The sequence below is a fragment of the Kitasatospora sp. NPDC043950 genome (assembly GCF_056435345.1).
On the sequence record NZ_JBWKER010000069.1, the window covers coordinates 23,268 to 35,439 of the forward strand.

Below are 12,172 nucleotides of genomic sequence, written 5' to 3' on the forward strand. Positions count from 1 at the left end.
CGGCCTCACAGACTGTCCAGCGCGCCGGTGCGGCGCACGGCGAGCAGGTAGCCCACGATCAGCAGCACCGGGACGCAGGACACCGCGGCCGCCAGGGGCAGGTTCAGCGTCACGTTGGACGCGATGACGTTGCCGAGCATGGACGTGGTGCCGCCGACGATCTGCACCGTCAGGTAGTCGCCCAGGCTCAGCGAGAAGGTGAAGACCGACCCGGCGATGAGCGCCGGCCTGGCCAGCGGCAGTACCACCGTGCGCAGGGTCCGCCAGGGGCCGGCGCCGAGGTCCGCCGCCGCGGCGAGCAGGCTGTCGGGCAGCTGCCCGAACGCGGTGCACAGCGGCAGCACCATGTAGGGCAGCCACAGGTACGCGAGCACCATGACCACCGCCGGAACGCCGAAACCGGGGGAGTGCCCGCCGAAGGGGGCGGCGACCCAGTCCAGGGCACCGCCGTGGCTGAGCATCACCCACCAGGCGTAGGCCTTGACCAGGTAGCCGGCCCACAGCGGCGTCAGCACCGCCACCAGCAGCAGGCGCCGGCTCCCTGGCCGGGCCACCCGGGCGATGAAGAAGGCCATCGGGAGGGCGGCCACCGCGTCGATCACCGTCACCGACACCGCGATGCCCAGCGTGCGCACGGCGACCGTCCGGTACTGCGGATCGGTCAGCAGCGACCGGAAGTTGTCGACGGTCCAGCGCTGTTCGACGGCGGAGGTGAACGCGTTGGTGCTCCAGAACGCGGACAGCAGGAGGACCGCCAGCGAGCCGAGGTACGCCAGCACCAGCCAGGTCATCGGCGCCGCCAGCAGCGCCGCGAGCCGCAGACCGGGGCGCCGGTCCAGCAGCCCGGCCAACCGGCGCATCGGGGTGCGGGTCGGAGTGCGCGCGTCGGTGTGCGCCGGGGTGCGTGCCGCGGCGGGGGCGCTCACGAGCTCTTGATCCCGTTCCAGGCGGTGACCCACTGGGCGTACGCGGTGCAGTCGTCGCGGCCGCTGCCGTCGGCGCACTGCGCGGTGGGCGTCGTCCAGTAGTAGACGTCCTTCCACCAGTTCTCGTCGGTGGCGTGGTAGTCGGCGCAGAAGCCCGGGTTGTCGGTGATCTGCGCGCAGGCCTTCGAGTTGGCCGGGGCCTCGCCGAAGTACTCGGCGACCTGCGCGTTGGCCGACGGCGAGACGATGTAGTCCATCCACGCGTAGGCGCAGTTGGGGTGCTGGGCGTGCGACGAGACCATCCAGGTGTCGGACCAGCCGGTGGAACCCTCGACGGGCAGGATCGCCTGCGTCCTCACCCTGCCCTCGGCGGCGACCGCCCGCTGGATCACCTCCCAGGTGGTGCCGATCAGGGCGTCGCCGGAGTCGAACGCCGCCTGCTCCTTGGTGTAGTCGCTCCAGTAGGAACCGACCTGCTTCTTCTGGACCTTGAGCAGCGCCACCGCGGCGTCCAGTTGGGAGGAGGTGAGGGCGTAGGGGTTCCTGATGCCGAGCTCGGGCTTGGTCCTCATCAGGTACAGCGCGGCATCGGCGATGTAGATCGGGCTGTCGTACGCGGTGAGGTGCCCGGCGTAGGGCGAGTCCGGGGTGAAGACCGCACCCCAGGAGGTCGGCGCGGGGGTGACCTTGTCGGTGTTGTACATCAGCAGGTTGGCGCCGCGCCCGTGCGGGATTCCGTACGGCACGTCCTTGACCGAGTTCCACGGGCGGTTCTTCAACCCGGGATAGACATCGGCGTAGTTGGGGACGAGCGCGGTATTGACCGGCGCGACGTCGCCACCCGCGATCAGGCGCAGCGTCGCGTCGCCGGAAGCCGAGACGGTGTCGTACTGGCCGGTCTTCATCAGCGCGACCATCTCGTCCGAGGTGCCCGCCACCTTCAGGTTCACCTTGCAGCCGGTCTGCCGGATGAACGGGGTGACCCAGTCGACGGCCTTGTTGTCCTGCCCGTACTCGACGTAGCCGGCCCAGGCGACGATGTTGACGGTGCCCTCGCCCGGACCGAGGGACTTCTGCGCGGGGATGTCCGGTGCGGTGAACCCGCTGCCCGTGCCGCCGCCGCCACCGGAGTTCGACGCGCACGCTGCGGTCAGCAGCAGGGCGGTCGCGGCCGCCAGGGCGCTCAGGGGGCGGCGGCGGACGGGGTGGCGGCGGACGGGGCGGCGAAGCAGGGTCCGGCGGCGTAGGGGGCGTGTGGTGCTCATGAACTCGATCGCTTTCGTCAAGGGTTGTTCGTCAAGGGTTGAGGGTCAGGAGTTGACGCGGGTCAAGGGTTGATACGGACGGTGTGCTGTCGCCGCCAGGCCAGGAGGACGCTCGCCCCCCGGTGGCGGGAGACGTCGGCACCGGAGGCGTTGGTACCGGAGGCGTCGGTACCGGAGGCGTCGAGACCGGAGCCGTCGAGACCGGAGCCGTCGAGGTTCTGCCGGACGGCCACCAGCCGCCCGCCCGCCGCCAGGTCGACCAGGAAGCGGGTCTGCGCGCCGGCGTAGACGACCTCGCCGATCGTCCCGGTGACGCCGTACTCGTCGGGCCCCGCCAGGTCGTCCGGACGGGCGATGCGGATCTTCTCGGGGCGCACCGAGTACGTCCCGGGCCGGCCGAAGACCTGCTCGGCGCAGGCGCCCCGGAGCAGGTTCGAGGTGCCGACGAAGCCCGCCACGAACGCGGTGGCCGGTCGCTCGTACACCTCGGCGGGAGTGCCGACCTGCTCGATCCGGCCGGCGTTGAGGACCGCGATCCGGTCGCTCATCGTGAGCGCCTCGTCCTGGTCGTGGGTGACGAGGACGAAGGTGATCCCGGCCTCGCGTTGGATCTGCTGGAGTTCGAGCTGCATCTCCAGCCGGAGCTTCAGGTCGAGGGCGCCGAGCGGCTCGTCGAGCAGCAATACGGACGGGCGGTTGACCAGCGCCCGGGCCAGCGCGACCCGCTGGCGCTGCCCGCCGGACAGTTCGGCGGGGCGCCGGTCACCGAAGGAGGGCAACTGCACGCTCGCCAGCGCCTCGGCCACCCGTGCGGCCCGCTCCGCCCGCGGCACCCGCTTGACCTTCAGTCCGTACTCGACGTTCTGCCACACCGACAGATGCGGAAAGAGGGCGTAATCCTGGAACACCGTGTTGACGTCGCGGTCGAACGCGGGCAATCCGGTGACGTCGACCCCGCCCAGTAGCACCCGGCCGGCGCTCGGCGCCTCGAAGCCCGCGATCATGCGCAGTACCGTGGTCTTGCCCGACCCGGACGGCCCGAGCATCGAGAAGAACTCGCCCGGCCTGATCTCCAGATCGATCCCGTCCACAGCGCTGACCACGCCGAACGCCTTGCTGACCCCGGACAACGCGACCGCACCGGGCGCGGGCGGACGGCCGGCCGAACGGCCCGACGAACGGCCCGACGTACGCTCCGGCGGGCTCGGGAAGGAACCGGCGGACGGACTGGGAACTGGGCTGGACGTCATCCGCACCTCGGTCTCGCGGTCTCTGCTGTCGGATCCGCGACTGCTGAATCCTCTGAACCTTCGACTGAAGCAGAAAAGCCACCGGTCCGGGTGGCGGCGGCCCACCGGCCTCGGGGGCCGTCAGCGCGATGACGGTGGCGTGCCGGTGATTGTCAGCCCGATGACGGCGAGGTCCGACACCTTCGAGAGGTCCGGCCTTGCCCCTCCTCACCCGAATTCACGTTCACATCAGCCGAATTCACGTCCACGTCCACGTCCAAGGAGCGCACATGACGATCACCATCCGACCGGGAAGCACCGTGATGTTCACCGGCGACTCGATCACCGACTGCCAGCGGCTGCAGAGCGAAGACGGCCTCGGCTACGGCTACCCGCTGCGCGTCGCGGGAGAGTGGGGACTTCGGCACCCGGACCGCACCGTGACCTGGCTGAACACCGGGAACGCGGGAGACAAGGTGATGAACCTCGAAGCCCGCTGGCAGACCGACGTGCTCGACGCCCGACCGGACGTGGTGTCGATCCTCGTCGGAGTCAACGACATGGGCTGGCACACGCTGGACCCGGAGGGGCGCGTGATCCCCGCGGAGGAGTTCGAAGCGGGCTACGACCGCCTGCTCGCGCCCCTCGCCGAGGCGGGCGCACAGCTGATCCTCATCGAGCCGTTCCTCCTGCCGATCCACGGCGTCATCGAGGCCGGCGCCGCCCTCATCGGAGCGGATGAACGACGGCAATGGCGCACCGACCTGGACCCCAAGATCCAGGCCGTGCGCAAGCTCGCCCGCACCTACGGCGCGCACCTGCTCGCCGCCGACGGCATGTTCGCCGAACTCGCCGCCGCGGCCGGCCCGGAGCACTGGTCCGAGGACGGCGTCCACCCGACGCCCGCCGGCCACGCCGCACTCGCGGCAGCCTGGCTGCGCCTGGTCGCCTGACCGAGCCCCGCGACCACCCGCGACAGCGGCGGTCGCGGGGAGATCCAAGGGCTCCAGGCCGGCCTCACCAGAGCCAGGGAGGAACGCCGTTGCTCGCCCAGACCTGAATGCCCGTGCGGGACAGCTTCGTCAGGGAAGCTCGCGGCGCACCAGCACACGGGCGGCAGGCTCCCCGGTGAGCCGGGCGTGTGCCATCCGTTCGCGCACCTCGCCGAGCGTGCGTGGCCGGTAGCCGGGGCCACCGCAGCAGCCCTTGTGGAATCGGACCCCCGCGTGCAGCAGCACGGAGAGCGTCCGCCAACCGGCGGCGTCCCGTCGACGCGGTGCCGCGAAGGCGGACCCGACGTGGATCAGAGCCTCGCTGCAACGCGGGCAGCGCCGTTCGCGCGTCCCGGGGTAGGGCTGCTTGTACGAGGCCCGGCAGGGCAGACAGACGTACGAGGTCCTTGCATGGGCCATGAGGCCAGACTATGCGTCGGCGGCCGTCGAGCCGACCGGATTTCCTCCTGTCCGGCCTCAGGGGAGCCATGTCTCGGGCGGTTCCTGGCGGCCCCCGGCGGCCCCCGGCGGTCCCCGGCGGTCCCCGGCGGTCCCCGGCTGTCACTGGCGGCGCTCAGCTGCCGAAGGCCTCCGCCACGGGTCGCCGCAGGTCGTAGGCGGCCCAGCCCGGGTCCCCGGTGCCGGCGAACGCGACCCAGGCACCGTGGACCCGGGCTGCGAGCCCCGCCGGGGCGGCCTCGGGCCCGAGCAGCCCGGTGTCCCCGTGCAGCCACGGTTCGTCGGCGACGTCGAACACGAAGGGCAGTTCGACGGTGTGGGCGGCGCCGAGCCGCCCGCCCAGAGCCGTCGAGCGGTACCCGAACGAGTAACGGTGCGTACGGCCGCCCGAGATCCGGGCGTGGGCCTGTGCCAGACGCGCCGTACCGGCCTCGAACAGGGCCCGCCCGAGCACGGCGGAGCGCAGCTCGCCCGGTGTCGCGCCCGGCCGGGCCGCGCGGTGCGCGGCGAGGGCGGCCGCCGGGTCCGCGTGCACCCGGGCGGCGACGGCGAGCACGTCGGCGTCCGTGGTGGACTCCAGACCGCCCTGCGGGACGACGTAGAGGTTCCCCTCCTCGGTGTTGGTGCCGATGAGCAGATCGACGTCGGCGGCCGGGCCGTCGGCGAGGGCGTCGGCGGGCTGCGCCGGCAGGACCAGGCTGAACGGGCTGAGCCCGGCCAGCGGGTCCGAAGCGGTGCCGGTCCGCAGATCCAGGCCGGCCAGCGCGGGCAGGACCGCCACGAAACGCTCGTCCGGGACCAGGGCGAACGCCTCCACGGTCGGCTCGACGCCCAGCGAGGCCGCCACCGCGGCGGTGACCCGCTGCGCCTGCTCCGGGGTGAACGCGCCGCAGCCGTTGCCGCTCTGGACGATCGCCCGCCGGAACAGACCGGCGGCCGCCGGAGTCGCGAGCAGCGCACCGACGAGCGTGGCGCCCGCGGACTGGCCGAAGACCGTGACGTTCCCCGGGTCGCCACCGAAGGCCGCCACCGAGCCCCGCACCCACCTGAGCGCGGCGAGCACGTCGAGCAGCCCGCGGTTGGCCGGAGCACCCGCCAGCTCCAGGAACCCCGGCACGCCGAGACGGTAGTTCACCGTCACCAGGACGACGCCGTCGCGGGCGAACGCGCCGCCGCCGTAGAGCGCCGCGCGGTTCGAGCCGGTGACGAACCCGCCGCCGTGCACGAAGACCATGACGGGGCGCCCGCCCCCGTCGGCGGCCGGCGTGTGGACGTCGACGGTCAGGTACTCCTCGCCGGGCACCCAGCCCGGCCCGAAGTAGGGGCTCATGTCGAGCCGGCCGAAGTCCCGGGCCGGCTGGGGGGCGGTCGGCGAGGGCCTGCCGCCGTCACGGACACCCGGCCAGCCCGGGTGCGGCACGGGCGCGGCGAACCGGCCGGCACCGACCGGCGCCGCCGCGTACGGGAGGGCGCGGAAGCGCTCACCGGACTCGTCACGGACGCCGCGCACGGCGCCCGCCGGGGTTTCGACGACCGGATCTGCCTGTCGGGGCACGGGATGACTTCCTCTCTGGAAGGGAGCGAAGGGGACATCGATCGGGGGAGCTCCGGACGGGACGTCGGGAGGTCGGGAGGTCGGGAGGTCGGGAGATCAGGAGGTCGGGACGTCGGGAGATCAGGAGATCCGGGAGAAACCCGCCCACTCCTTGACCGCGAACTTCGACCCGCTGCGCGCGACCTCCATCGCCCCCCGGCCGCCGAAGTGCGCCGGGAGGACGAGCGCGTTGTTCTCGGCGGCGCGGCCGAGCAGCTTGCGCCGGGTCGCGCGGGACTCCGCCGGGTCCTCGCAGAAACAGGAATTGGTCTCCGGCTCCGCGATCTGCAACGCGGTGTGCACCAGATCCCCGACGAACAAGGCCTGGTCGCCGCCGGACTCCAGGGTGAGCACGGACGAGCCGGGAGTGTGCCCGGGAGCGAGATCGAGCCGCAGGTTCCCGTCGATCCGGTACGTCCCCTCCCACAGGTGCGTCAGCCCCGCCGCGTGGACCGGCGCGACGCTGTCCTCGAACACGTTCTGGTTCCCCCGGCCGAACACGCTCCTGTGCCCGTTGGCCGGGTCCCAGAACTCGAAGTCCCGCCGGGGCATCAGATACGTGGCGTTCGGGAAGGTCGGCACCCAGTCCCGGCCGTCGAGACGGGTGTTCCAGCCCACGTGATCGACGTGCAGATGGGTGTTGACCACGACGTCGACGTCCTCGGGCCGCACCCCGGTGGCGGCGAGGTTGTCGAGGTAGCCGGTGTCCAGGCGGCTCCACACCGGCGCGTAAGGGCGGTCCTTGTGGTTGCCCACGCCGGTGTCCACGAGGATCGTGCGCCCCTCGCTGCGCAGCAGCCAGGACTGGATCGCCGTACGGCACTCGTCCGTCTCCGGGTCCCAGAAGTCGGGCGCCAGCCAGTCGCGGTGCTCGTCCCACGAGCCGTCGGGGCTGTCCGGGAAGAACTGGCCCGGCGTCAGCCCGGCCGAGCCGTAGAACTCCTTGACGCGGGTGACGGTGACGTCGCCCAAGGTGATCTGTTCGGGGTCCTGGCCCATGTGCTGATCCATGTCGTGATCGATGTTCTGGTTCATGTCCTGATCCATGAGGTCCGTCCTCGGGTCCGGGATACGCGGCCGAATCGGCGGCCGACTGAGATCGATCCTGGACACCCGGACGGGCACCAGCCACTCCCGGCTTGTCCTACCCCTCGCAGGGTGTGGCAGGGACCGGGCCGCCCGTCGAATACTGGGGCGATGAACGGACCAGGCCCACTCGGCGCCTTCCTCCAAGCCCGGCGGGCGCAGCTGCGGCCCGAGGACGTCGGCCTGCGCGACCTCGGGCCCCGCAGACGGGTGGCCGGGCTCCGGCGCGAAGAACTGGCCCAACTCGCGGGCGTCAGCGTCTCCTACTACACCCGGCTGGAACAGGGCCTGTCCCGCGGGGCCTCCGCCGAGGTGCTCGACGCCATCGCCGGCGCCCTCCTGCTCGACACCCACGAACGCGCCCACCTCGACCGGCTCGCCGACACCGCCCGCCACACGCCCCGGCCACGCCGCCCACGGCCCGAGAAGCTCGCCGACGAAACCCGTGACCTCCTCCGCGCCGTCGACGGCGTCCCCGCGATCGTGCTCGGCCGCCGCACCGACGTCCTGGCCTGGAACACCCTCGGACACGCCCTGCTGGCCGGCCACCTCGACCTCCTCAGCCCGGACGACCCGGCCCGACGGCCGAACATGAGCCGGATGCTCTTCCTCGACCTGCACTGCCGGGAGCTGTACGCGGACTGGGAACGCAAGGCGCGCGCGGTGGTCGGCAACCTGCGCATCGCCGTCGGCAGACATCCGGAGGACGCGCTGCTCGCGGAGTTGATCGGCGAACTGACCATGAAAAGCCCGGAGTTCGTCGCCCTGTGGGCAGACCACCGCGTAGTGCCGTGCGACGCCTCGTCCTACGAGCTGCACCACCCCGTCGTCGGCACGGTCACGGTGACCCAGCAGACCCTGTCCATCGCCCGCTCGCCAGACCAGGCGCTCATCGTGTGCACCACCCCCGCCAACTCCCCCTCCGAGCAGGCCCTCACCCTCCTCCGCCACGCGGCCGTCAGCCGGGCACCGCACGCGTGCGGCGCGGGCGCTGCCGAGGAGCCGCGTCGGCAGACGTAGGCAGGGCAGCGCTACGGTAGCCGGGCCCGCTGTAACGGCGCCGCCTCGGCCCCTGCTACGCGGGACGCAGCAGGGCTCGCGGTCTTCCCCAACCGCCAGCACCGACACGGCCAGGCAGACACAGGCCCGCAAGAGCCCGCACAAGGCCAAGGGCACCAAGCGGACCTCGAAGGAGCGCAAGGACCCGAAGGCCTCCTACGACCCGTGGCAGGAACTCGCCAGCGACCGCCCTCATCGGCAGTAAGAGGCACCACTGGGAAGCCGATGACCCCACGCGGACGCCGACCGTGAACAGAGTTGAGCAATTCCCGCCAGCGCGGGGCCGATCCTTCGGTGGTGCAGTACCCGGTGATCGGGCTGGAGCAATCCCCGCGAGCGCGGGGCCGATGACCGGGTCGGGCGTAGGCTCGGTCCATGCCCATCCGCTCTGTGGTGTTCGACATCGGCGAGACCCTGACCAGCGATACCCGGTACTGGGGCGGCTGGGCCCGCTGGCTTCACGTTCCCACGCACACGATGTCGGCCCTGGTCGGGGCCGTACTGGCTCAAGGTCGGGACAATGCCGACGCGATCCGCATCGTACGCCCGGGTGTGGACGTGGCCGCCGAGTGGCGCGCCCGGCAGGCAGTTGGCCAGGGCGACTACCTTGACGAGGCCGACCTCTACCCGGACGTCCGTCCGGCGCTGGCCCGACTCCGGGAAGCGGGGCTGTGGGTCGGGATCGCCGGCAACCAGAACGCCGCGGTGACCGAGCTGCTGTACGACCTCGACCTGCCGGCCGATGCGATCGCCACGTCCGGCGAGTGGGGGGTGTCCAAGCCGAACCCCGGCTTCTTCGCTCGGGTGACGGCGTGGGCGCCTGGTGAGCCTCACGAGATCGTGTACATCGGCGACCATCCGACGAACGACGTGACACCTGCCCAGGCTGCCGGCCTCCGAGCCGCGCACCTTCGCCGCGGTCCGATCGGGCTCACGTCGACCGCGCCCACTGCGGACTGGACCGTGAACTCGCTGACCGAACTGGCCGAGGTGCTGGTCGGCCAGTAGCAGGACCGCCCCGGCGGCGTGACCGCCGGGGCGAATCCGCCCGACGCCGTACAAGCGCCGGTACCGTTCCGAGTGCGACCACGGAACGGAGCCACACTATGCCCGTAACCACCGCCACCGCACTCGGTCAGCGAATCGAAACCGCCCGCCTGGCCAGCGGGTTGACGCGTCGACAGCTGGAGACGTTGTCCGGCGTCTCGTACAGCACGATCCGCAAGGTCGAAGGCGGCGAGCGGTCCCCGGGTGACGGAATCCTGGAGGCACTGGCCCGTGCTCTCGACCGCACTCCGGAGGATCTGCTGGACGGCCCCGGTCGTACCGACAGCCGGGTGCACGACGCCATCCCCACCCTGCAGCGCGCGATCGCCGCGTACGACCTGCCGGAGGACGGCCCGGTCCGGTCGCTGCCGCTACTCGCGGCCGACGTCGAACGGGCAGTCGAGGACCGCGTGCAGTCGCGGTACGCACATCTCGCCGAACAGATGCCGCAGTTGCTCAGCGAGTTGTTCCGCGCAGTGGACCAGGCTCGGGGAACTGACCGCGAACGGGCCGCCCGCCTCCTCGCGCTGGCGATCAGGTCGGCGGACGCGGTGGCCTATAAGTACGGCTACGGCGACCTCTCGGGCCGACTGATCGAGCTGATGAGATGGGCGGCATCGATCGCCGCTGATCCCGCCCTCGAAGCCGCCGCGGCGTACGTACGTATGGAGACGTTCTTCTCTGTCGGCCAGCTCGGCCCTGGCTTGCGGTTGCTTCGGACCGCCGTCGACCGGATGCCAGCCCCGACGACGGAGCCGCTCGCTGCGGCTGCTGCCGCCCTGCACATGCGCGCGGCGGTCGCTGCCGGCCGTATGCGGCGCGCGGACGAAGCGCGTGAGCACCTGCGAGACGCCGAGGCGCTGGCCAGCCGGGTGCGGGAGCGGCTCTACAACGGTACGGCGGTCGGGCCTGACAGCCTGGAGGTCCACCGGCTTTCGGTGGCCGTGGAGCTGGGCAAGCCGCAGGATCTCCAGGACGCGGTGGTGGCGGCGGCCCGCTGGGCACCACCGCGCGAACTGCCAGCTGAGCGCCGGTCGCACTACTACATCGACCTCGGCCGGGCCCAGATGCTCCTCGGGCAACCGCAGCACGCGAAGGAATCACTGCTGGTCGCGAGGCAAATCGCCCCGCAACACGTTCGCGAACACGGTCAGGTGCGGACGGAGTTGGCCACGATGGTTCGGCTGTCGCGCGGCCGGGACGAGCAACTGCTCGCTTTCGCTCGGTGGGCCAGGGCTCTGTAAAAGGGGGTGCCACAGGTTGTGGCACTTCCGGGGGTGCCCGACAGGGACGCTTAGAGGCGTGACAGGGACACCGACGCCACAGGTTGTCGAACCGGGGTCAATAAGCCCCGCTCGACTCCACGGAGAAGCGTGTATCGACTGTGGCTCGCCCGAACCGCCTCTGGTAGCGGCTGGTCACGTCTACACGTCGACTGGCCCGACCACGGCGCCGCTCGGCTGGCCGGTCGCGGCTCACCCGAAGTGCAAGGAGACGGCATGTTGACCGACGAACTCACGGTCTCGGTGGACGGCCACTTGGAGCCGGTCACCGCGCCGGCACTGCAGGCACTGGACATCCTGTGGCTGACGGTACGCGAGCTGCCGATGGACAGCCTCCAGATGTGGGCGATGAAGCGGCTGTTTGGCAGCCGCAGCGCGAGCGAGCTGGAACACAGAATGAACGGCGACGAGATCATCGACGTCACGGTCAGCCTGAACGACGGCAGCCTCGTGATCGCGCGGGTGTCGTGCGGCGACGGGCTGACCTGCCGGCAGCGCGTTGCGGCCCGCTACCGCCCGGAGCGGGTGGAGCGACCGGCGGGCCGCCCTGATCAGTGGGTCGTCCTGGACCTGGTGACCGGCTACCCGGCCACCGATTGGTTGTCCTCCGAGTCCGCCGCCCACGAGTGGATCCGCCGAAAGGTGCAGAACGCGAACTACCAGACCGGTCCGGCCCGACGGACCGCCGAGTGAGCGCCGTCGGCGGTACACCGGTCGCGGCCGAGGACCGGATCGAACGGGGTCTGTGTACCGTCTGCGGGCGCGAGGTGGCCGGCCGCGTCCTGCGGGCCCTCACCCCGTACATGGCCGAGGTCGAGCACTGCCCGCCCCTGGACGCCCCGAAGGTTGCGCTGTGCAGGACCAAGACCCGGCGCTGACCGCCATCGACGACCAGCTCACTGCGGCGAGCGCCGATATCGACCAACTGCTCACTGTGGCAGGCGTACGTAGGGGCCCGGCCGTCGACATCGGGGCGGCCCCAGCCTGGGTGCAGACCTCCATCGCGGCCATGGGCCGTGCCATCGACGACGGCACGCTGCAGGTCTGCCGGCACCTCACCGGCCCACAGCCGTGCGCCCTTCAGGCCGAGGTCCCAACCCGCATGATCTGCCTGACCTGCTTCGGGGAGGGGGGGGGCTCCCGCACCCGCGCGTCCTTGGGGGGGGACGGGGGGGGGGAGGTCCCCGTAGGGGGGGGGGGGGGGCGTAGTCGGGGGTGGGGTGTTGTTTCCC

At 71.7% G+C, this 12,172-nt stretch carries 12 protein-coding genes; 6 read left to right on the forward strand and 6 right to left on the reverse strand.

Features of this window, described 5'->3' with window-relative positions; translation table 11 throughout:
- Positions 1-5 precede the first annotated feature (5 nt).
- The 3 genes from AC07BF_RS33180 to AC07BF_RS33190 all read right to left on the reverse strand — a co-directional run bounded on the left by AC07BF_RS33180 (position 6) and on the right by AC07BF_RS33190 (position 3,294).
- Entirely contained in the window at positions 6-860 is an 855-nt protein-coding gene (locus tag AC07BF_RS33180; protein ID WP_363630080.1) for an ABC transporter permease, read from the reverse strand.
- 62 nt (positions 861-922) lie between these two features.
- Positions 923-2,191, reverse strand: a complete 1,269-nt coding sequence (locus tag AC07BF_RS33185) for an ABC transporter substrate-binding protein (protein ID WP_400987247.1) — start codon at positions 2,189-2,191, stop codon at positions 923-925.
- A 62-nt stretch (positions 2,192-2,253) separates the two neighbouring features.
- Entirely contained in the window at positions 2,254-3,294 is a 1,041-nt protein-coding gene (locus AC07BF_RS33190; protein ID WP_478334327.1) for an ABC transporter ATP-binding protein, read from the reverse strand.
- Positions 3,295-3,710: 416 nt separating this feature from the next.
- Between AC07BF_RS33190 and AC07BF_RS33195 the strand changes: the two genes are divergently transcribed.
- Positions 3,711-4,373 (forward strand): GDSL-type esterase/lipase family protein, encoded by a 663-nt coding sequence (locus AC07BF_RS33195; protein WP_478334328.1) that lies wholly within the window; start codon positions 3,711-3,713, stop codon positions 4,371-4,373.
- A gap of 129 nt (positions 4,374-4,502) precedes the next feature.
- Here AC07BF_RS33195 and AC07BF_RS33200 read toward each other — a convergent pair whose 3' ends face one another.
- From AC07BF_RS33200 to AC07BF_RS33210, 3 genes are all read right to left on the reverse strand, one after another.
- Positions 4,503-4,832, reverse strand: a complete 330-nt coding sequence (locus tag AC07BF_RS33200; protein ID WP_400987253.1) for a deoxyxylulose-5-phosphate synthase — start codon at positions 4,830-4,832, stop codon at positions 4,503-4,505.
- Between the two features lie 154 nt (positions 4,833-4,986).
- A complete protein-coding gene (locus AC07BF_RS33205) occupies positions 4,987-6,426 on the reverse strand; it encodes a carboxylesterase/lipase family protein (protein ID WP_478334329.1) in 1,440 nt (479 codons plus the stop codon).
- Between the two features lie 120 nt (positions 6,427-6,546).
- Positions 6,547-7,464, reverse strand: a complete 918-nt coding sequence (locus AC07BF_RS33210; RefSeq protein ID WP_363619891.1) for an MBL fold metallo-hydrolase — start codon at positions 7,462-7,464, stop codon at positions 6,547-6,549.
- A 198-nt stretch (positions 7,465-7,662) separates the two neighbouring features.
- Here AC07BF_RS33210 and AC07BF_RS33215 point away from each other — a divergent pair, with 198 nt between their 5' ends.
- From AC07BF_RS33215 to AC07BF_RS33235, 5 genes are all read left to right on the forward strand, one after another.
- Entirely contained in the window at positions 7,663-8,571 is a 909-nt protein-coding gene (locus tag AC07BF_RS33215; RefSeq protein WP_478334330.1) for a helix-turn-helix domain-containing protein, read from the forward strand.
- Between the two features lie 414 nt (positions 8,572-8,985).
- Complete coding sequence (locus AC07BF_RS33220; RefSeq protein WP_363583333.1) at positions 8,986-9,618, forward strand: HAD family hydrolase; 633 nt, start codon at positions 8,986-8,988, stop codon at positions 9,616-9,618.
- Between the two features lie 98 nt (positions 9,619-9,716).
- Positions 9,717-10,901: a helix-turn-helix domain-containing protein gene (locus AC07BF_RS33225; RefSeq protein ID WP_363583335.1), complete on the forward strand. Its 1,185-nt coding sequence runs from the start codon at positions 9,717-9,719 to the stop codon at positions 10,899-10,901.
- A gap of 255 nt (positions 10,902-11,156) precedes the next feature.
- Positions 11,157-11,633, forward strand: coding sequence for a hypothetical protein (locus AC07BF_RS33230; protein ID WP_363583337.1), 477 nt, complete (start codon positions 11,157-11,159; stop codon positions 11,631-11,633).
- Complete coding sequence (locus tag AC07BF_RS33235) at positions 11,630-11,818, forward strand: hypothetical protein (protein WP_363583339.1); 189 nt, start codon at positions 11,630-11,632, stop codon at positions 11,816-11,818. Before AC07BF_RS33230 ends, AC07BF_RS33235 begins: the two co-directional genes overlap by 4 nt.
- The last annotated feature ends 354 nt before the right edge of the window (positions 11,819-12,172 follow it).